At 65.2% G+C, this 18,333-nt stretch carries 19 protein-coding genes; 14 read left to right on the top strand and 5 right to left on the bottom strand.

The window, feature by feature from the left end; all coding sequences use genetic code 11:
* The first annotated feature begins 20 nt into the window (after positions 1–20).
* Positions 21–956, top strand: a complete 936-nt coding sequence (locus tag ACWEKS_RS41065) for an alpha/beta fold hydrolase (RefSeq protein ID WP_452345119.1) — start codon at positions 21–23, stop codon at positions 954–956.
* A 20-nt stretch (positions 957–976) separates the two neighbouring features.
* Here the strand turns inward: ACWEKS_RS41065 and ACWEKS_RS41060 are convergent, their stop codons facing one another.
* From ACWEKS_RS41060 to ACWEKS_RS41045, 4 genes are read right to left on the bottom strand one after another with little or no spacing between them, the layout of a single operon-like run.
* Positions 977–1,567 (bottom strand): GTP-binding protein, encoded by a 591-nt coding sequence (locus ACWEKS_RS41060; protein WP_452345118.1) that lies wholly within the window; start codon positions 1,565–1,567, stop codon positions 977–979.
* Positions 1,548–1,922: a DUF742 domain-containing protein gene (locus ACWEKS_RS41055; RefSeq protein ID WP_452345117.1), complete on the bottom strand. Its 375-nt coding sequence runs from the start codon at positions 1,920–1,922 to the stop codon at positions 1,548–1,550. The genes ACWEKS_RS41060 and ACWEKS_RS41055 overlap by 20 nt, the downstream gene beginning before the upstream one ends.
* Positions 1,922–2,347, bottom strand: a complete 426-nt coding sequence (locus ACWEKS_RS41050; protein ID WP_452345116.1) for a roadblock/LC7 domain-containing protein — start codon at positions 2,345–2,347, stop codon at positions 1,922–1,924. Before ACWEKS_RS41050 ends, ACWEKS_RS41055 begins: the two co-directional genes overlap by 1 nt.
* The gene (locus tag ACWEKS_RS41045) at positions 2,344–4,734 is read right to left on the bottom strand and encodes a sensor histidine kinase (protein WP_452345115.1); all 2,391 of its coding nucleotides are present in this window, start codon (positions 4,732–4,734) and stop codon (positions 2,344–2,346) included. The genes ACWEKS_RS41050 and ACWEKS_RS41045 overlap by 4 nt, the downstream gene beginning before the upstream one ends.
* A gap of 164 nt (positions 4,735–4,898) precedes the next feature.
* Between ACWEKS_RS41045 and ACWEKS_RS41040 the strand changes: the two genes are divergently transcribed.
* Positions 4,899–5,876 carry an NAD(P)H-dependent flavin oxidoreductase gene (locus ACWEKS_RS41040; RefSeq protein ID WP_452345114.1) on the top strand — a complete coding sequence of 326 codons (978 nt, stop codon included), beginning with the start codon at positions 4,899–4,901 and terminating at the stop codon, positions 5,874–5,876.
* 64 nt (positions 5,877–5,940) lie between these two features.
* On the opposite strand, the gene ACWEKS_RS41035 is transcribed toward ACWEKS_RS41040, so the two are convergent.
* A complete protein-coding gene (locus ACWEKS_RS41035; protein WP_452345113.1) occupies positions 5,941–6,975 on the bottom strand; it encodes an MBL fold metallo-hydrolase in 1,035 nt (344 codons plus the stop codon).
* Between the two features lie 283 nt (positions 6,976–7,258).
* Here ACWEKS_RS41035 and ACWEKS_RS41030 point away from each other — a divergent pair, with 283 nt between their 5' ends.
* The 12 genes from ACWEKS_RS41030 to ACWEKS_RS40975 form a co-directional block, all read left to right on the top strand.
* Entirely contained in the window at positions 7,259–8,065 is an 807-nt protein-coding gene (locus tag ACWEKS_RS41030) for an MlaE family ABC transporter permease (RefSeq protein WP_452345112.1), read from the top strand.
* Between the two features lie 13 nt (positions 8,066–8,078).
* Positions 8,079–8,963 (top strand): MlaE family ABC transporter permease, encoded by an 885-nt coding sequence (locus ACWEKS_RS41025; protein WP_452345111.1) that lies wholly within the window; start codon positions 8,079–8,081, stop codon positions 8,961–8,963.
* Positions 8,960–10,126 (top strand): MCE family protein, encoded by a 1,167-nt coding sequence (locus ACWEKS_RS41020; protein ID WP_452345110.1) that lies wholly within the window; start codon positions 8,960–8,962, stop codon positions 10,124–10,126. Before ACWEKS_RS41025 ends, ACWEKS_RS41020 begins: the two co-directional genes overlap by 4 nt.
* Positions 10,123–11,145 carry an MCE family protein gene (locus ACWEKS_RS41015; protein WP_452345109.1) on the top strand — a complete coding sequence of 341 codons (1,023 nt, stop codon included), beginning with the start codon at positions 10,123–10,125 and terminating at the stop codon, positions 11,143–11,145. The genes ACWEKS_RS41020 and ACWEKS_RS41015 overlap by 4 nt, the downstream gene beginning before the upstream one ends.
* Positions 11,142–12,164 carry an MCE family protein gene (locus tag ACWEKS_RS41010; protein ID WP_452345108.1) on the top strand — a complete coding sequence of 341 codons (1,023 nt, stop codon included), beginning with the start codon at positions 11,142–11,144 and terminating at the stop codon, positions 12,162–12,164. The genes ACWEKS_RS41015 and ACWEKS_RS41010 overlap by 4 nt, the downstream gene beginning before the upstream one ends.
* Positions 12,161–13,366, top strand: coding sequence for an MCE family protein (locus ACWEKS_RS41005; protein WP_452345107.1), 1,206 nt, complete (start codon positions 12,161–12,163; stop codon positions 13,364–13,366). The genes ACWEKS_RS41010 and ACWEKS_RS41005 overlap by 4 nt, the downstream gene beginning before the upstream one ends.
* Entirely contained in the window at positions 13,363–14,493 is a 1,131-nt protein-coding gene (locus ACWEKS_RS41000; protein ID WP_452345106.1) for an MCE family protein, read from the top strand. Before ACWEKS_RS41005 ends, ACWEKS_RS41000 begins: the two co-directional genes overlap by 4 nt.
* The gene (locus ACWEKS_RS40995; protein ID WP_452345105.1) at positions 14,493–15,929 is read left to right on the top strand and encodes an MCE family protein; all 1,437 of its coding nucleotides are present in this window, start codon (positions 14,493–14,495) and stop codon (positions 15,927–15,929) included. Before ACWEKS_RS41000 ends, ACWEKS_RS40995 begins: the two co-directional genes overlap by 1 nt.
* Positions 15,905–16,495 (top strand): hypothetical protein, encoded by a 591-nt coding sequence (locus ACWEKS_RS40990; protein WP_452345104.1) that lies wholly within the window; start codon positions 15,905–15,907, stop codon positions 16,493–16,495. Before ACWEKS_RS40995 ends, ACWEKS_RS40990 begins: the two co-directional genes overlap by 25 nt.
* Positions 16,492–17,133 (top strand): hypothetical protein, encoded by a 642-nt coding sequence (locus ACWEKS_RS40985; RefSeq protein ID WP_452345103.1) that lies wholly within the window; start codon positions 16,492–16,494, stop codon positions 17,131–17,133. Before ACWEKS_RS40990 ends, ACWEKS_RS40985 begins: the two co-directional genes overlap by 4 nt.
* Positions 17,134–17,170: 37 nt before the next feature.
* The gene (locus ACWEKS_RS40980; protein ID WP_452345102.1) at positions 17,171–17,908 is read left to right on the top strand and encodes a hypothetical protein; all 738 of its coding nucleotides are present in this window, start codon (positions 17,171–17,173) and stop codon (positions 17,906–17,908) included.
* Between the two features lie 144 nt (positions 17,909–18,052).
* Positions 18,053–18,333 (top strand): ATP-binding cassette domain-containing protein (locus tag ACWEKS_RS40975; RefSeq protein ID WP_452345101.1); only part of this gene is annotated, 281 nt, incomplete at its 3' end.

The raw sequence follows: 18,333 nt of genomic DNA, 5'->3' as shown, positions 1-18,333 counted from the left end.
CAGCGCACCGTGGTGTCGGTTTGCCCGATTTGGTCCACATTTTTGAATCTACGTTATATGATATTGCGTCGGCCTGGTCTGAGCCGAGACCGGGCCTCCGATCCACAGTATGCACAATGGGCGGCGCAACGAAGCGTTCGGCTGCGGTTCCTCCCGCAGCATACCGGGGAGGCTCGGGTGAGCCCGTGCTTCTGATTCACGGATTCACCCTCAACTGGCAATCATGGGGTGGCGTCATCGACGATCTGAGCGCCGGCTTCGATGTACTCGCGCCGACCTTGCCCGGCCACTGGGGAGGCCCGGAGCCCGATCTGCCGTTGACGATAGCGGGATTCACCGACTACCTCGAACGTCAGATGGATGCTGCCGGATGGGCCGACGCGCACATCGCCGGGAACTCGCTCGGGGGCTGGCTGGCGATGGAGCTCGCGGCGCGCGGCCGGGCACGATCGGTGACCGCGGTGGCACCGGCCGGACTCTGGCATTCCGATAGCGCTGCCGCCGACGAGGTTCGGCGGAAGTTTCGCAGTTTCTCCCGGGTGGCACCAGCCATGCGGTACGCGGCCCATCGAGCGGTGCCGGATATGGCGCGTCGTGCGCTCCTGCGTTCGTTCGCTCACCGGCCCGGCCGGGTTTCTCCAGAGCTGGCCGCCCTCACGATCGAGGCCCCGGCGCATTGCCGCTGCTTCGACACCGTCGCCAATGACCCCGAGGCCACTGCTGTGGAAGCCATGCGGCGCATCGACGTTCCGGCGACGATATTGTTCTGCGGGCGCGACCGCGTGATCCCGGCGGCGCGGTTCGGTCGCCGAATCGTGGCGAAAATCCCTGCGATCGGGTCGAAGACGCTGCCTGAGGTCGGGCATGTGCCGATGCTCGAGGCCCCGGCCTTGATCGCGGGAGAGATTCGGGAGTCCGTCGGCTCGGCGAACGGCCGCACCGCCCATTCGGCGTAGGCGGTCGTTGCTCGCGCTGCTCACACGTGCCGCGGGTGCCGCGAGATCAGGTGCTCGAGCAGCTGGACCAGAACATCCTTCGCCGAGTCTCGCGTGCGCACGTCGCACAGCTGAACCGGCACATGATCATCGAGGTCCAGTGCCTGGCGCACCTCTGCGACAGTGTATTGCGGGGCGCCGTCGAAGCAGTTGACGCCGACGATGAACGGCATGCCGCGGCGTTCGAAGAAGTCGACCGCGGGAAAAGAGGTTTCGAGCCGCCGCGTATCGGCCAGCACCACCGCCCCCAGAGCGCCGGCGGCGAGTTCGTCCCACATGAACCAGAAGCGGTCTTGGCCCGGGGTGCCGAACACATAGAGCACGAGATCCTGGGAGATGGTGATTCGCCCGAAATCCATTGCCACCGTTGTTGTCTGCTTGGATTCGACACCGGACAGGTCGTCGACGTCGCGGCCGAGTTCGGTCAGCAGCTCCTCGGTCCGGAGCGGTGTCACCTCGCTGACGGCCGCCACCATGGTGGTCTTGCCGACGCCGAAGCCGCCCGCGATGAGGACTTTCACCGAGGCCGCAAGGACAGGGGAGTCATCGGGGCTATAGCTTGCGGATACCATCCAAAACCGTTCGTAGCAGGTCCAACTCGGACAGATCGGTCGGCGGGAGGGCCGCGGCAGACCGGGTGATCAGGTGTCCGTCCGCGATGAGGTCGCCGATGAGAATCTTGGCCAGCGTCAGTGGCAGGCCCAAGAGCGCGGCAACCTCCGCGACGGACTGCGGGGTCCGGCAGAGCCGGACGATGTCGAGGTATTCGCGCTCGACCCGGCCGACCCGGTGAACCTCGTGCACCGCGAAGACCAGTGTGATCATGTCCAGCCCCGGGCGCGTGTCCCGGGTGCGCCCGCTGGTCACGGCGTACAGCCGCACGAGCGGACCGGCATCCTGATCGAATCGCGGTGCGTCCCAGGACATCAGCGTAACTGCTCGGTGTGCGAATCGAGTCCGGGACGACGCGGCGCGGCGGTGAGGAATGTACCGACCCGTTGGACGGTCTGGTTCATCTCGTAGGCGACCATGCCCAGATTGGCGGCGTCCTCCGTGAGCAGAGCCAGGCAGGCGTTCGGCCCGGCCGCGGTGACGAACAGGACGGCGCGGTCGAGTTCGATCACGGCCTGGCGGGCGCCGCCGCCATCGAACCGGTGGCCCGCGCTCCGGGCGAGGCTGTGCAGTGCCGAGGACATGGCCGCGAAGTGTTCGGCCTCCTCGACCGCCATGGCGGTCGAACGGCCGAGTAGCAGGCCATCGGTGGAGAGAACGACGGCGTGGCGCACGCCGACCAGCCGCTCGGCGAGGTCGTCCAGCAGCCAGTCGAGGTTGCGGACCTGGGAAGTGTTCATCGTGGGCCTTCATGGTCGTAGGGGGCGGATCGGTGGGGGTCGGATTCCGGAATCGGCTGGCGCCCTTGACGGGTCCCCGCCTCGATCGCGGACATCAAGTCCCGTGCCTGGTCGGCGGTGCGGTCCGGACCCCGGTGCCGACCGCCCGGGTGGGGATACGCGGAGGAGTCCTCGAGCGCGCCGTTCGCCAGTTCGGGCGCCAGGTTCGCCTGCCGCCGACGACGAGGTAGCTGTGGCCGGTCGTCCAGTGCCGGACCGGTGGCGCCCGGGCCCGGGGCTTCCGGCGCCGGAGCCGGCGGCAGCGAGGCGGGGGCCGAGTTCCACAGTGTGGCAGTGGAAGCGGGGTGATGACTCGGACTCGGCCAGGAACCGAGTGTCCGCTCTGTAGTCGTAGGCTGCGGTGCGATGGCCCGCGGTTCCAAAGGTGGGGTGACCGCGGGGGCCTGCCGTTCATCGCTGAACAATGCGGTCGGGAGCAAGACGATGGCACGGATGCCGCCGAAGGACGATTCGGTCAGTCGCACGGTTGCCTGGTGGCGCAGGGCCAGCCGCGCGACGACGAACAGGCCCAGCCTGGAGTCGCCGGTCAGGCTCGACAGGCTGAAATCCGGTGGGTTGCGGAGGGTTTCGTTCGCCAGCTCGCGTTCGTCCTCGGGCATGCCCAGCCCTTGGTCGCTGATGTCGACGGCGATGCCCTTCCCCACGACCTGCGCTGTGATCTCGACCTGGCATTCCGGCGGTGAGAACGCCGTGGCGTTGTCCACCAACTCGGCCAGCAGATGGATGAGATCGGCGACGGCACTGCCCGCGATCGAGACATCCGGAACGCGGGTGACGGTGACTCGCTGGTAGTGCTCGGTTTCCGCGACGGCGCTGCGGATGAGATCGATCAGTGGGACCGAGTCGCGCCACTGACGTCCGGGCTGGCCACCGCCGAGGATGATCAGGTTTTCGGCATTGCGGCGCGCTCGGGTCGCCAGGTGATCGAGCCGGAACAGCAGGTCGAGCTGTGCCGGATCCTCTTGGTGGCGTTCGGCTTTGTCGAGTGCGGCCAGCAACCGGTGGATGATGATCTGACTCCGATCGGCGATGTTGAGGAACACCGCGTTGAAGCCTGCCCGGGTCTTGGCTTCGGCGACGGCCGCCGCGATCGCCGCTGCCTGGGCGCGGTTGAAGGCATCCGCGACCTGCCCGATCTCGTCCCCGCCGAAGTCCAATCGGGCAGCTTCGTCGGTGGCGACCGGCAGCCCGTCACGGAGCCGGGTGGTGATCTCCGGCAGATGGTCGTCGGCCAGCGCGAGCGTCTCTTGCCGCAGGCGGCGCAGGCGCCGAATCAGTCGCGTGGCAAGGCGCGCGGCGAGCAGGAAGGCACCGATCGCGATCACCAGGATCGTGGTTCCGTTGACTAGCGCCTGGCGCAGCGCTCGCGCGCCGTCCTCCTGCGCCCAGTGCAGGGCATACCGATAGTGGGTCCGCCACAGGTCGAGCAGCGCGACACTGACCTGTGTTGCGGCACCCTCCCAGTTGGAAACCTCAAGTGGCAGCTTGGATTCCGCGGTCGAGCCGGAACCGCCGGCGGCAGCGAGATCGGGGCGATCGGCGATCGCGTCCTCCATCGCGCTCAGCCGCTGCCAGGAGGTTCCCGAGGTGAGGGCGTCCAGGGTGGAACGTTCGGCCTGGGGGAGATGCCCGCTGAGTGCGGCGAGTTCGCTGTGGTAGAAGCCGATGTCATAGGCGAATTGACGTTGGTTCTCCAGCGTCAGGTCGCCGCGTATCAGTGCTGCGGTGGCGAGCGCATTGCCTCGAGACATGGTTTCGGCCACTCGGAGTAGTCGTGCGGCCACTGCCAGCTCGGTACTGGTGTCGGGGGTGGGGGCGGCTCGGGCGAGAAGCTCGGTACTTCCGATGTAGGTACTGATGATGCTGCTGAAATATGTGTAGGCCTCGGCGACGGGGAGGGTGCCGGCATCGGCGCGTTGCCGGATGGCCGGAAGTTGGGCGGCCAGAGCTCTCCCCTTGGCGACATCGTCTTTCAGCAGACCACGATCGATATCGGTGAACGCCGCCCCGGCGGCGATGAGGGTCGCCACCGCCGCGTCGACCCGCGCGCGCTGTTTGGTGAGATCGGGTCGACGCCCCTCGTCACCCGAGATCGCCAGCAGGGTCAGGCGGCGTTCCTCCTGTATCTGGATCGTGAAATCGATGCCGGGTGCGCTGTCGCGGTCGACGCGGGTCGCCCAGTCCCGGTTGTCGGTGCCGCGGACGAGTAGGAGTCCCGCGATGATCGCCCCGGTAACGAGCAGGGCGAGGCTCGGTGCGAGTGCGATGGAGAGAATCCGGCCTCGAATGCCGATCTTGGCCTTGAACACCGGCTCAAAGTAGCGCATCAGACGTTATTTTTTTGATGATGGATTAAATTACTGGTGGGTAACTAGTAGATGTGGTGCGTTGCCGGCGTTTGACCATGCTCCATCTTGAATTTAACATCAATTAAAAACTATCCTCCGCCGACCGGATTCTCGGTCGGGCGAACTATGAACGGTGGTAGCCGATGCTTCCCGATGTCCTGTGCTCCCGACTGGCGCTACCTGTCGTCGCCGCCCCGATGTTCATCGTTTCTGGGCCGGAACTTGTTGTAGCGCAGTGTATCTCGGGTGTCATCGGATCCTTTCCGGCGCTCAATGCGCGACCGGTGAGCATGCTGGACGACTGGCTGGCCGAGATTTCCGAGCGACTGGCCGATCACGATGCGACAGCTGACGGCACGCGCAAGTCGGCGCCGTTCGCGGTGAACCTGATCGTGCACAAGACCAATGCCCGGATCGAGGATGACCTGGAACAGTGTGTGCGACACCGGGTGCCTCTGGTGATCACGTCACTCGGCGCCCGAGAGGATGTCAACGAGGCCGTGCACTCCTACGGCGGAATCGTGTTGCACGATGTGATCAATGATCGCTTCGCGCACAAAGCGATCGAGAAGGGCGCCGATGGCCTCGTCGCCGTCGCCGCGGGCGCCGGCGGTCATGCGGGCGCGCTGTCCCCCTTCGCGCTCGTGCAGGAAATTCGGCAGTGGTTCGATGGTCCGCTGCTGCTGTCCGGCGCCATCGCGCACGGACGATCGGTACTGGCAGCGCAGGCAGCAGGAGCTGATCTGGCCTATGTCGGATCGGCGTTCATCGCGGCCCAGGAAGCGAACGCCGCCCCCGAGTACAAGCAGTGCGTCGTCGAGAGCGCGGCATCCGACATCGTGTACTCGAACTACTTCACCGGCGTGCACGGCAACTTCCTTCGACGCAGCATCGCTGAAGCCGGCCTCGACCCCGACAGTCTGCCCGCGGCCGCGGGCCCCGCGTTCGGCTCCGGCGCGGACGAGTCGAAACCGAAGGCATGGAGCCAGATCTGGGGCTCGGGGCAGGGAATCGGCGTGATCGACAAGGTCGAGAGCACGGCGGCGATCGTGGAACGAATGCGGGCCGAATACGAACAGGCGGTGGACGCCATCACCGCCTCGGCATGGGTGAACGCTTGACGCACCATTCGGCGGACACCCTCGGGTGTCCGCCGAATGGCGATCGGGACTGCGGTGCAGTGGATTACGCGCTGAGCGCGTAGGTGCGCACGTTGCTCCGGTCGGTGTAGCTGACCCTGCCGAGCATCTCGAGGACGTCGAGGTGCGCGTGGATTTCGGTCACCGCGGACAATTGGTGGTCGATCGGCAATTCCTCGAGCCGGAGATTCCGGCGGGTCCATCGCAAGGCCCGGGCTACTTCGTAGGCTGTCGACGCTCCGGTGGCGACCTCGTCGCAGATCTCGTCCAACCGTCGTTGATGGTGGTGCAGCAGTTCGTCGATTCGGCTGTGACTACTGAGGGTCACCGGACCGTGCGACGGCAACACAGCCGAATCCGACAGCCGGTGCACCAGTTCGAGGGATGAGGTGTATGAGCGGAGCGGATGGGCCTCCGGTGCCCACTCGAAACCGATCGATGGCGTGATGTGCGGCAGGATGTGATCGCCGGAGAACAGCAACCGGCTGTCGGCGTGGTGGAACACGACGTGGCCACGGGTGTGCCCGGGTGTCGAAATCACTTCGAGCTCACCGCTGCGTAGCTGGATCCGATCGCCGTGGTCGAGCCAGCGGTCCGGCGGTCCGAACGAGATGCCCACTTCGTTCTCGGGGGCCGGCGTATGAGCGAGTTCCTTTGCCAGTTGCGGTGCGCCGCAGCGCGCGAGCAATGGCGCGTGATTGGGGAACCGCCCGGCATCGGTCCGGAAGCCCAGAATACTGTGGCGTTCCCCACTGCCCACCATCAGCTCACAGCCCAGTGTGCTGCGCCAGGCGTAGGCCTGGGAGTAGTGATCCCAGTGATGGTGGGTGGCAAGGCAAGTGGTGATGTCGCCGAGCGTGTAGCCCAGCCGGCGCAGCGCTTCGGCCATGGCGGCTTCGGTCCGCGGCCCATACCAGCCCGGGTCGATCACCACCAGCCCGTCCGGAGACTCCAGTACGTAGGCGTTGACGGTGCCGAGCCCGTCGAGGGGGAGGGGGAGGGGAATGCGGTAGATGCCGTCCGCGATCCGGTGGGCACCGGGTTCGGTCCAATCCTCGGGTTGATCGGTAACCAGCGACATCTGCGCCACTCCCTTTTCACTCTATGGGTTCATTACTTATCTACTCTAAATTAAAAAGCATTCGTCGATCCAGTGGCATGCGACACTTGCGGATAAGCCGACTTATGTTACGCTTCCGATGTGATCCGGGGCACACTCGGAGTTCACTCGTTCGGCTCGCGCGGCATCGGCTCGCGCACCTCCTGCGCTTCGGGACCGCGGGAGCGCTCCAAACGGGGAATTTAATCAAACATAGATACGACTTCTGTTCGATTGACCAGGAGTGAAGCGGGAAGGCTCGTTCATGGTGGGCAGTGCTGTGTCCGTCGGGAGATCGTCGCCGGGGCGCTGGGACGGTGTGGCGAAGAAGGCCGCGATTGTGCCGCGTGCGGTGGGGCAGTTCTTCGGAACCACGCTGGATACCTTGCGGATGGTGCCGCGGCGGCCGTTCCAGGTTCGCGAGTTCATCGAGCAGTCCTGGTTCGTCGCGGGCGTGTCGATCGTGCCGACGCTGCTGATCGCGATCCCGTTCTGCGTCATGGTGATCTTCCAGATCAATGTGCTGCTCAACGAGGTCGGCGCCATCGACCTGTCCGGCGCGGGGGCGGGCATGGCGGTCATCCGTGAGATCGGTCCGGTGGCAACCGTTCTGGTGGTCGCCGGCTGCGGCGCCACCGCCATCTGCGCCGATCTCGGCTCCCGCACCATCCGCGAGGAGATCGACGCCATGCGGGTGCTCGGCATCGATCCGCTGCAGCGCCTGGTGGTGCCGCGCGTGCTCGCCTCCACCATGGTGGCGCTGTTCCTCAATGGCCTGGTCACCGCGGTCGGCCTGACGGGCGGATATCTGTACGCGGTGTTTCTGCAGGGTGCGACTCCGGGACAGTTCATCACCGCGATTCCGATCCTCACCGGGATCCCGGATCTGCTGGTGAGCGAGTTGAAGGCCGGCGTGTTCGGTCTCCTCGCGGCGCTGGTCGCCTGCCACCTGGGGCTGCATGCGAAGGGCGGACCGAAGGGCGTCGGCGACGCGGTGAATCAGACCGTTGTCTTCAGCTTCGTGCTGCTGTTCCTCGCCAATTCCATCATCACCACCCTGTGGCTGAACTGAACGGACCAACGAGATGAGTACAACCAGCGATTATCGCGTCACTGACGCGTTGCGCCGGAAACGATTGGGGCACAGGGTCTTCAGCGCCGCTTCGGGCCCGGTCGAGGGGATCGCCGGGCTCGGCGATCAACTGTCGTTCCATTTGCACGGCATCGGATGGATCCCGCGGACGCTGCGCCGCTACCGCCGCGAGATGATCCGGTTGGTCGCCGAGGTCAGCCTGGGCACCGGAGCGCTGGCGGTCATCGGCGGCACGATCGTGATCGTCGGATTCCTCACCGCTGCGGCCGGTTACGAGGTCGGTCAGCAGGGCAGCAATTCGCTCGGCCGGGTCGGCATCGAAGCGCTGTCCGGCTTCATCTCCGCCTTCTTCAACACCCGCGAAGCCATTCCCGTCGTGGCCGGTGTCGCACTCACCGCCACGGTCGGCGCTGGGTTCACCGCGCAGCTGGGTGCGATGCGGGTCAGCGAAGAGATCGACGCGCTCGAAGTGATGTCGGTGCCCGCGGTGCCGTACCTGGTCACCACTCGCATTCTCGCCGGGCTGATCGCGATCGTGCCGCTGTACGCGATCGCGCTGTTCATGGGATATGCCTCGACGCAATTCGTCAGCATCGTGCTGTCGGGCCAGTCGAAGGGCACGTACACGCACTACTTCAACGTCTTCCTCGTGCCCAGCGACGTGATCTGGTCGCTGGTCAAGGTAATCGCGTTCGCTCTGGTGGTCATGTCCGTGCACTGCTACCACGGCTACCACGCCTCCGGGGGACCGGCGGGTGTCGGCGTGGCCGTGGGCCGCGCGGTGCGGGCCTCGCTGATCTCGATCATGATCATCGACCTCATCATCGGCATCGCCGTGTACGGCGGGATTCACGCGACGGTGCGGGTGTCCGGATGAAACTCGAAGTCTCGCGCCGCCGCGCACTGACCCTGGGCCTGAGCGCCCTGATCGCGTTCATCCTGGCTGTTTCGGGCGCAATCGCCTCCTGCAGTGGAACTTTCGTCTCGAGCACGCGCGTGTACCTGTATTCGGATCGAGCCGGATTGCTGATGGCGCCCGGATCGGATGTCAAGGTGCAGGGCGTGGTCGTCGGCCGCGTCAGCGCCATCGACCTCGACCACGACCGGGCGAAGCTCACCCTCGATCTCGAACCGAGTCAGGCTCGACGCCTGCCGGCCAACGTCGGCGCCGAAATCGCACCCACGACCTTGTTCGGGCGCAAATTCGTCACGCTGTTGCTGCCCGAGCAGCCGGCCGCGAACAAGCTGTCGGCCGGGGCCGTCATCGACGGGTCGAAGGTGACCGTGGAAATCAACGACATCTTCCAGACCCTGCTCTCCGTGCTGAAAACCCTGGAGCCGCAGAAGATCAACGCCACCCTGACCGCGCTGGGGACCGCGCTGGACGGACACGGCGGTCGATTCGGTGACCTCATGGTCGCCCTGGACCGCTACCTCGGCCAGTTCAACGACTCGATTCCGACTCTGCAGCGCGATGTTCCGCTGATCGCCGACAACCTCGACACCCTCGCCGCGGCGACTCCCGACCTGATGAATACGATTCACAATTTCTCGACCACCAGCTCCACGATCGTCGAGAAGCAGGCGAGTCTGAGCGCTTTCCTGCTCTCCTTCACCAATTTCGGCAATACCGGCAGTTCGTTCCTGGATTCCTCGGGGACTCCGCTCATCGGAGCGGTGCAAGCGCTGGAGCCGACGACCCGGGTACTCGGCGAGCAGGCCCCCTCGTATCCCTGCTTCCTGTCCGCTCTCAACGACGCTCGCAAGTATTTCGAGCGGGCGTTCGGCGGTGGGCGGCCGGGTCTGAACGCCCTGGGCACCATCTTGATGGGTGACCCGCCGTACACCTACGCGAAGGATCTTCCTGTGAACGGTGCCGACAACCCGCCCAGTTGTTATGGGTATCCCTTCGGGCCGAACAGTACGCCGGTCGGTCACACCGACTTCAACACCGGCACAACGGTGTACGGGCCGGTCCGGTCGCCCGAAGACCTGATCGGCAATCCCTTCGCGGCCCTGATCTACGGACTGACCCGATGACCGCCCGCCACGCCGGATTGAAGCTGGCGATCTTTCTGACCATCACCTCCATCGTGTCGGCGATGCTCGTCGTGGTCGTCGGAGACCTGCGCTTCGTGTCCACCCGCAGCTATCACGCGCTGTTCACCTCGGCCTCCGGCATGAAGGTCGGCGACGATGTGAAAGTCGCGGGAGTGCCTGTCGGCAAGGTGAAGTCGGTGGACTTCGCGCACGACAAGCTGGTCGAGATCGGATTCAGCGTCGACCGTGACGTCGAAGTGCTGCGCAGCTCCACGGTCGCGATCAAGTACAAGAACCTCATCGGCGATCGTTATCTCGAGGTCACGGCCCAACCGGATGGGTCCGGGCGCAGGTCGGAGAACGACCCGATTCCGGTGGCGCAGACCAAGCCCGCACTCGATATCGACAGCCTGGTCAACGGATTCAAGCCGCTGCTGCAGGGCCTGAATCCCGACGATGCCAACAAGCTGTCCGCCTCACTGATCTCGGTGCTGAACGGCCAGGAGCAGAGCATCGCCGACTTCATCCGGGAAGTGGGCACGCTCGGCAATACGCTCGCCGACCGCGACCAGGTCATCGGGGAGACGATCCAGAACCTGGACGTCGCGCTCGGAGCGATCCATAACACCGGCGACAAGTTCGATGATCTGGTGGTCGATCTGCAGTCGCTGGTCAGCGGTTTGAACAACGATCGCGCGACCATCACCACGGGATTGGACCAAATCGACGCGGGCGCAGGTGAACTCGCGCAACTGCTGGTGGACAACCGGCCCGCGATCGGCGGTGACATCGACGGACTGAAACAGCTGGCCGGCAACCTCAATGCCGACTCGAACACGTTGTCGCTGGTGCTGGGGAAGCTCCCCGCGACCTATCCGCTGATCACTCGGGTCGGCAGCTACGGCAGCTTCGTCAACTGGTTCGTGTGCGGCTTGGCGATCCGGTACCCCGCCATCGGCGGCGGCGACCAGGACACCCCGATGTTCGTCGCTCCCGCCGAAAGGTGCCAGGCCAAATGACGAAGCAGCAGAAGCAGACGCAGAAGAAGACGTTCTCCGAACGCAATCCGGTCCGGCTCGGACTCATCTGCACCGGGATCGTCTTCGTACTGCTCGTAGCGGTTTTCAACTACGACAACATTCCGTGGTTGCCGGGGCGCAGCACGATCGTGGCCGAGTTCTCCGATGCCAGCGGACTCGATACCGGTGATGCGGTGGAGATCTCGGGCATCAAGGTCGGCAAGGTCGATTCCATCGGGCTGGGCGGCGACCATGTCGACATCACGCTGAAGATCGACACGCACGGGCAGGCCCTGGGGGGCCGCACCACGGCCGCGATCAAGGTCGAGACCGCGCTCGGACGACGGTTCGTCGACCTGCGTCCCGATGGTGACGGCCTAACGGTGAAGCGAATTCCGCTGGAGCGCACGACATCCGGTTTCGACCTCACCCAGGCGTTGAACCAGCTCACCGACCGCTTGCAGGGCACGGACAAGAAGCAGCTGTCCGATGCGGTCGACAGCCTGTCGAAGGTGATGGACACCTTGCCCGACAATCTGAAGTCCTCGCTCGACGGCATGTCGCGGCTGTCGGCGACCATCGGTTCCCGTGACAGCGCGCTGCGCGAGCTGCTCGGGCATGCGAACTCGGTCACCGGTGTGCTCGCCGACCGCAATCAGAACCTCACCGCGCTGATGACCGACGGCGGCTCCCTGTTCGCGGCGCTCAACGACAGGGCCCAGGTGATCCGGACGCTGCTGACGAACGTCAAGGGCGTCAGCGACGAGCTGCACGGTCTGGTGCAGGACAACAAAGCCACCACGGCACCGATGCTCGCCGAACTCGACCGGGTCGTCGGCCTGCTCAATACGAACTACGACAACATCAACTCCGCGATTCTCGGGCTCCGCCCGTATGTCACGCAGCTCGGCGAGGCGGTCGCCAGCGGACCGTTTTTCGGTGCGCTGCTGCAGAACATCGCCCCCGCGAATCTCAACGGCCAGCAGCCTGGCAGTCCCGGACAAGGGAGCCACCGATGAAATCCTTGCGCGCGGGCATATCCCGCATCCCCATGCCAGGCCGAATCCTCGCCCTGCTCGTCGCGGTGGCCTTGGTGAGCACCGCGGCGACCTGGTGGATAACGAATGGTTCGACCGTGCGGATCACGGCCTTCTTCACCAACTCGGTGGGGCTGTACCCGGGCGACCGGGTGACGCTGCGTGGTGTTCGCGTCGGGGCGGTGGACTCGATCACCCCGGTGGGCGATCGCGTCCGGATCGAGCTGCACTTCGACACCGAGCATCCTGTCGCCGCAGACACCCACGCCGTCATCGTCGCGCCGACTCTGGTGTCGGGTCGCTACATTCAGCTCACGCCGAAGGCCGGTAACAGCCCCGCGCTCGCTGACGGTGCGGTGATTCCGCTCGAGCGGACCGCGGTGCCGATCGAATACGACGAGGTCAAGCGGCAGGTCACCGATCTGGCGACCCAGCTCGGGCCCAAGGCCGGAGACCACGCCGGCACACTGACCCGCTTCACCGATGCGACCGCGAAGGCGTTGCAGGGCAACGGCGCGACCCTGAACCAGACACTGGTGAACCTGTCGCAGGCGATGCAGACCCTGGCCGACGGCGGGCCGGAGCTGTTCGCCACGGTCCGGAATCTGCAGGTCGTCGTCTCGGCGCTGGCCGCCAATGACAACCAGGTCCAGGCCTTCGTCAATCAACTCGCTGGAGTGTCGAACCTGTTGAACGACAACCGCACTCAGGTGGCGGCCGCACTCCAGTCCCTCCAGGCGATGCTGCCCGAGATTCGAAGCTACGTCGCCGACAATCGCGACGCGTTGATCAAGAACGTCGGAAACCTGACCAACATCACCCAATTGCTGGTCAACCGGGAGGACGACCTGGCGGAGATCCTGCACCTGGCGCCGACCGCGATCGACAACTTCTACAACATCTACGACCCGCAGTCGCATTCGCTCACCGGAAATCTCGCGGTGCCGGACTTCCCGGATCCGGTCTCGCTGATCTGCGCTTTGCTGACCACGGTGCACGCGCCTCAGCAAGAATGCTCGCGCGCCAGTGCGCAGTTCGGTGACCTGTTCGGTGCCGCGGCCCGCGCGGCGATGGGTGGCGGGGCACCAGCGCCCGCACCGGCCGGCGGCGTGCCCGGCTTGCCGGCCGGTCTGCCACCGATTCCGGGTCTGTCCGACCTGCTCGTCCCGGGAGCCGGACGATGAAGACCTCCACCACAGTTCGTGCGGGCAGTGTTCTGCTCCTGACCGCGCTGTTGACGGCTGGTTGCCGTTTCGACGGGGTCAACTCGATCCCCTTGCCCGGTAACGCGATTCATCACGGTTCCTTCACGGTCCGAGTCGAATTGCGTGACACCCAGAATCTGGTGGCGAACTCGTTCGTGAAGGCGGACAACGTCACCGTCGGCACGATCGCCTCCATCGCGGTGCGCAACAACATCGCGGTCGCCACACTCGAGATCGACAAGGGTGTGCGCCTGCCCGCGACCGTGACGGCGCGGCTGGCGCAGACCAGTGTTCTCGGAGCCCAGTATCTCGAACTGACCACTCCGAAGGACAATGCCGGCGACCGGCAGCTGCGTGACGGGGATGTGATCCCGCTGTCCGCGAGCTCGGAATACCCGGCGACCGAAGAAGTCCTCGCGGCCCTGTCCCTCGTGCTCAATGGGAGTGGTCTGCAACAGATCCGGACGATAATGTCCGAGCTGAATCAGGGCCTGAGCGGCCATGAGGACGCCGTCAATCGGTCCTTCAGCCGACTGGCGACCTTCGTCAGCGGTTTGGACGCGCAACGGGACGACATCGTTCGCGCCATCGACAGTCTCGACGCGTTCGCCAAGGAACTCGCCGACCAGAAGGACACGCTGCGCACCGGCATCGAACAGATCCAGCCCGCGCTGAACATCCTCAACCAACAGAAGACCCAGCTGGTCACCATGCTCGATCGGGTCGGAGCCTTCGGGCAGCGCGCGGCGCAGGTACTGCGGTCCAGCCACGACGATCTGACCTCCGATCTGCACAACCTCCAACCGGTCCTCAGTCAGCTGGCCGCGGCCGGCTCCGATCTGACCGGATCGCTTCTCGTCGCCGCGACCTTCCCGTTTCCGGTCACGGTCGCCGACAAGGCCATCAAGGGCGACTACGTGAATCTGTTCCTCACGCTCGACCTGAGCGTGGAAACCATCCGCGACAAGATCATCGGCAGCATTCCGTTCAAGGACCTGGTTCCGATGTCCAACCGCGCCGTGAATCCACTGCTCGCACCGACCCAGACGGATGCCGCTGCTCAAGAGCCCGCGGCCCCGGACGCAGACCAGAGCGGAGGTCGGTGATGAAGACACGCCTGATCAAGGGACAGCTGATCGTCTTCACGGTGCTCGGGGTGATCAGCCTGGTCTACGGCGCCATCCACTACATCGGCGTCCAACGTGTCACCGGCATCGGAACCTACACGGTGACAGCCGATTTCGCTGAGGCCGGTGGAATCTACGAATCGGCGTCGGTGACCTACCGCGGCGTCGAGATCGGCCAGGTCACGGGAGTGGACCTCGACAACGGCACCGTCAAGGTTCGGATGCAGCTGCGCGACAGCTGGCACATTCCGTCCGCTGCGGCCGCTGCCATCAAGAGCACCTCGGCGATCGGCGAGCAGTACGTCGATCTGGTCCCGTCGGACGAACACGGGCCCTACCTGTCCGACGGCTCGGAAATCCCGCGGACGCGGACCACCGTGCCGATTCCGACCAGCGATGTGCTCGACAAGACCCAGACCCTGCTGGCGAGCGTGTCCACCGATTCGCTGCGCACCACCCTGGACGAGACCTTCCAGGCCGTGAACGGAACCGGTCCGGCGCTGGCCTCGTTGATCGAGTCCTCGGCGAAGTTCCTCGACCTCGCCCAGGCCGATATCGGCCCGACGGTGACGCTGCTGAACGACGCGGAACCCTTGCTCCACACCGGAAACTCGGTGCGTACCGAACTGCGTTCCGCGGTACACGATCTCGGCTCGTTCACCGACCAGCTCGCGCGCAGCGACGCCGACCTGCGCGGCGTGCTCGACCAAGGTCCTTCGGCGGCAGCCATTGTCACGGGCACCCTGGCCGATCTGAGCACACCGCTGCCCGCCCTGCTGTCCGATCTGCAAACGGTCGGCCAAGTACTGCGGGTGAATGTGGCCGGGCTGCGTCAGGTTCTGGTCGTCTATCCGGCACTGGCGGCCGCGGTCGACTACAGCGTGGTGGGCGGGGGATTCCAGACCGACGGCAATCTGCTCGCGCCGGCGGCGGCGCTGGACGTGAAGCTCGGCAACACGCTGAATCCGCCGCCGTGCACCGAAGGGTTCCAAGCCACTCAGCGCCGCGATCCGTCGGATACCGGTCCGGCCGACGTCCCGCAGAACAACTACTGCAAGATCGCTCCGGATGACCCGAAGGTCATTCGCGGCGCTCGCAACACGCCGTGTGCCGGCGATCCCTCCGTCCGGACGGCGGAAGTCGCGAACTGCCCGAAGGGGCTGCCTTCGACGTGGCCGGAAATGCTTGCGCACCCGGGGGATTCGGCGCCCGCCGCCGCCCCGCAGCCGCCGACGTCACCCATGCCGGCCGCGGCGCCACCAACGGCCGCGCCCGCGGCACTGACGGTGCCCTATGCCGAAGGTGACGGCACCTTCCGAGGCCCCGACGGCCTCACCTATGTACTCGGGCAGCCGGCTCCGAGCCTCGCCCACGGAGAGGAGAACCAGGGATGGCAATCACTGCTGATCAAGTAGCGGCCGATCGGGAAGATCAGGCTGCCGTCCTCAGCGATGAGGAACACGACGTCGACAGCGCGGCTTCGCCGCAGCGGCCGCGCAGGCGGGTTCTCGGCTGGGCGATAGTCCTGATAGCCGCCGCGGTACTGGTGCTGAACGGCGTGAATGCCGAACTGGGACTCGACGTCCGCGCCAACACCCGCGCGGACGACCGCGATCACGCGGTGCTGGCCGCCGCGAATCGCATTGCCGTGCAACTCGTCACGCTCAATCATTCCTCGGCCAAGCAGAACCTCGACGCTATCGCCGCCGACTCGACGGGCGCGTTCCGCGACCAGTGGGACAAGATCTCGGCCAACTTCGCCAGCGTGCTGGAGAACGGCAAGGTCGAATCCACCGGCGAGGTCAAGGCATCCGGTGTCGTCGACATCGACGACGCGCACGCCACCGTCCTGACCGCGGTCACCTCCACGGTCAAGAACACCGAAGCCCCCGAGGGACAGCAGCGGGTGTACCGCATGAAGATGACCCTCGACCACTCCGACGGCCACTGGCTCGTCTCGAACGTGGAGTTCGTCGCATGACCACCGACACCGCACTCGCCGACATCGTGGACGAGGAAGCCACCGCAGTTGTTGCCGAAGGCGAAGAGCAGAAAGAAGATTCGCCGGTCCATCGGCCTCGGGGGCTGGGTCGGTTCGCAATTCGCCGCCGTCTCGGGGGCGTGTTCCGGCTGAGTCGCACCGCCGCCATCGCGTCGACCGTGTTGCTCGGGCTGCTATTGGGCGGGACGACCGCTACCACGGTCCTGCTCGAGCGCAGCGTGTCCGATCATCGTGCTGTCGCCACGGCTGTGCGCGAGGCGCGCGACTCCGCGCAAAGCCGTGTCCCGAAGGTGCTTTCGTACGACTTCAACACCGTCGACAGCGAGTTCTCCACCACAACTCAGAATCTGACCGGCAAGTTCCGAGACGATTTCGGCAAGCTCGGCGCGAGCGTGATCATTCCTGCCGCTCATCGGGATTCGATCGTCACGAAAGCCACGATCGTCGGTACCGCGGTGGTCGCGGCCGGCCGAGACGAGGTGACGCTGCTGCTGTTCCTGAACCAGGAGACCACCAGCACCAAGTACCAGGGGCCGCGTCTGGATGGCAGTCGCGTCCGGGTGACCATGGCCCGCGATGCCGGCACCTGGCTTATTTCCGACATCACCCCCGTCTGACAGCCGCCCGGAGTGGCCACGAAAGGGAGAGTTCACGATGCGCAACGCTGATCTGGGCTGGCAGCGGTTCTTTATATGGAACGGCTTGTTCTTTGCCGTGTTCTGCGGTGTTGGACTGGAGGTCTTCATGCCCCAGCCGCCGCATTTCGACATTTCCGCGGTGGCCACGGCCGACTACTACGTGGCGCACTCCGCGGGCTTTCTCATCGGGATAACGCTCTGCGGTATCGCCATGGCTTTCTTGCTGGCGTGGTCTCTGCAACTGGGATACATGCTCTGGCAGGCGGATTGCGCCAGGATCGCCACCGTCGTGGCAATCGTCAGTCTGGCGGCCTCTCCGATCCTCCTCAGTTTCGATCTGGCGTTCTTCGCCGTTGCGGTGTATCGAGCGGGAGAGGCGAACCCGGATGTCACACAGGCCTTCAGTGACGTGGCCTGGATCGGCTCGATGTTGATCTGGCCTCAGCTGGGTTTCTCGATGCTTCTTGTCGGCATCCTGATTCTGCGGCAGCGCGGGCGGGCGGCGGTGTTTCCCGCGTGGCTGGGCTGGCTGAGCATCGTGGTTGCCGTTGTGGAGCCGGGTCAGGCCGGCATTATCTTCGCCAAGAATGGTCCGTTTGCTCCGGACGCCGTACTGACTTGGTACGCGGCTGTTTTCACGTGGGGCTTGTGGATCGTCGCTCTGACAGTGGTGATGCTTCGCCGACTGCCCTCGCAATCCCGTGACCGGGTCACTGGTCGAGCTGTTGTCGGCGTGGACTCGACCATCGCATGAGATGGGCGCTCTCTCGTGGCGTGTCGCACGCATGCCGGAACTCACGTGCACAGTCCCGAGTTTCGCTTGTTCCCGCAGAATTGAATCTAAATGAAAATCCACTCTGGCCGGGATGTCGGGTGGGGAAGAATCAAGGAGTTCGCTATGGGCGTCGAGGTCAGGACCGAAGGCATCACGAAGTCGTTCGGTTCGCAGCGTATTTGGCAGGACGTCACGCTGACGCTGCCGCCGGGGGAAGTCAGCGCATTGCTCGGCCCGTCGGGTACCGGTAAGTCGGTCTTCCTGAAGTCGTTGATCGGTCTGCTGCGCCCGGAGAAGGGCTCGATCTATATCGACGGCACCGACATCACCACCTGCTCGAACAAGGATCTCTACGAGATCCGCAAGCTGTTCGGTGTCCTGTTCCAGGACGGCGCGCTGTTCGG

The sequence above is a fragment of the Nocardia sp. NPDC004711 genome (genome assembly GCF_053601595.1).
The sequence above is the reverse complement of the archived record's forward strand: the minus strand, read 5'-3'. Positions and strand labels throughout refer to the sequence as shown.

Coding starts and splice junctions, on each gene's coding strand:
- ACWEKS_RS41060 (WP_452345118.1), bottom strand. CDS start 1,567: ATGGTATCCGCAAGCTATAGCCCCGATGACTCCCCTGTCCTTGCGGCC.
- ACWEKS_RS41055 (WP_452345117.1), bottom strand. CDS start 1,922: ATGTCCTGGGACGCACCGCGATTCGATCAGGATGCCGGTCCGCTCGTG.
- ACWEKS_RS41050 (WP_452345116.1), bottom strand. CDS start 2,347: ATGAACACTTCCCAGGTCCGCAACCTCGACTGGCTGCTGGACGACCTC.
- ACWEKS_RS41045 (WP_452345115.1), bottom strand. CDS start 4,734: ATGCGCTACTTTGAGCCGGTGTTCAAGGCCAAGATCGGCATTCGAGGC.
- ACWEKS_RS41040 (WP_452345114.1), top strand. CDS start 4,899: ATGCTTCCCGATGTCCTGTGCTCCCGACTGGCGCTACCTGTCGTCGCC.
- ACWEKS_RS41035 (WP_452345113.1), bottom strand. CDS start 6,975: ATGTCGCTGGTTACCGATCAACCCGAGGATTGGACCGAACCCGGTGCC.
- ACWEKS_RS41030 (WP_452345112.1), top strand. CDS start 7,259: ATGGTGGGCAGTGCTGTGTCCGTCGGGAGATCGTCGCCGGGGCGCTGG.
- ACWEKS_RS41025 (WP_452345111.1), top strand. CDS start 8,079: ATGAGTACAACCAGCGATTATCGCGTCACTGACGCGTTGCGCCGGAAA.
- ACWEKS_RS41020 (WP_452345110.1), top strand. CDS start 8,960: ATGAAACTCGAAGTCTCGCGCCGCCGCGCACTGACCCTGGGCCTGAGC.
- ACWEKS_RS41015 (WP_452345109.1), top strand. CDS start 10,123: ATGACCGCCCGCCACGCCGGATTGAAGCTGGCGATCTTTCTGACCATC.
- ACWEKS_RS41010 (WP_452345108.1), top strand. CDS start 11,142: ATGACGAAGCAGCAGAAGCAGACGCAGAAGAAGACGTTCTCCGAACGC.
- ACWEKS_RS41005 (WP_452345107.1), top strand. CDS start 12,161: ATGAAATCCTTGCGCGCGGGCATATCCCGCATCCCCATGCCAGGCCGA.
- ACWEKS_RS41000 (WP_452345106.1), top strand. CDS start 13,363: ATGAAGACCTCCACCACAGTTCGTGCGGGCAGTGTTCTGCTCCTGACC.
- ACWEKS_RS40995 (WP_452345105.1), top strand. CDS start 14,493: ATGAAGACACGCCTGATCAAGGGACAGCTGATCGTCTTCACGGTGCTC.
- ACWEKS_RS40990 (WP_452345104.1), top strand. CDS start 15,905: ATGGCAATCACTGCTGATCAAGTAGCGGCCGATCGGGAAGATCAGGCT.
- ACWEKS_RS40985 (WP_452345103.1), top strand. CDS start 16,492: ATGACCACCGACACCGCACTCGCCGACATCGTGGACGAGGAAGCCACC.
- ACWEKS_RS40980 (WP_452345102.1), top strand. CDS start 17,171: ATGCGCAACGCTGATCTGGGCTGGCAGCGGTTCTTTATATGGAACGGC.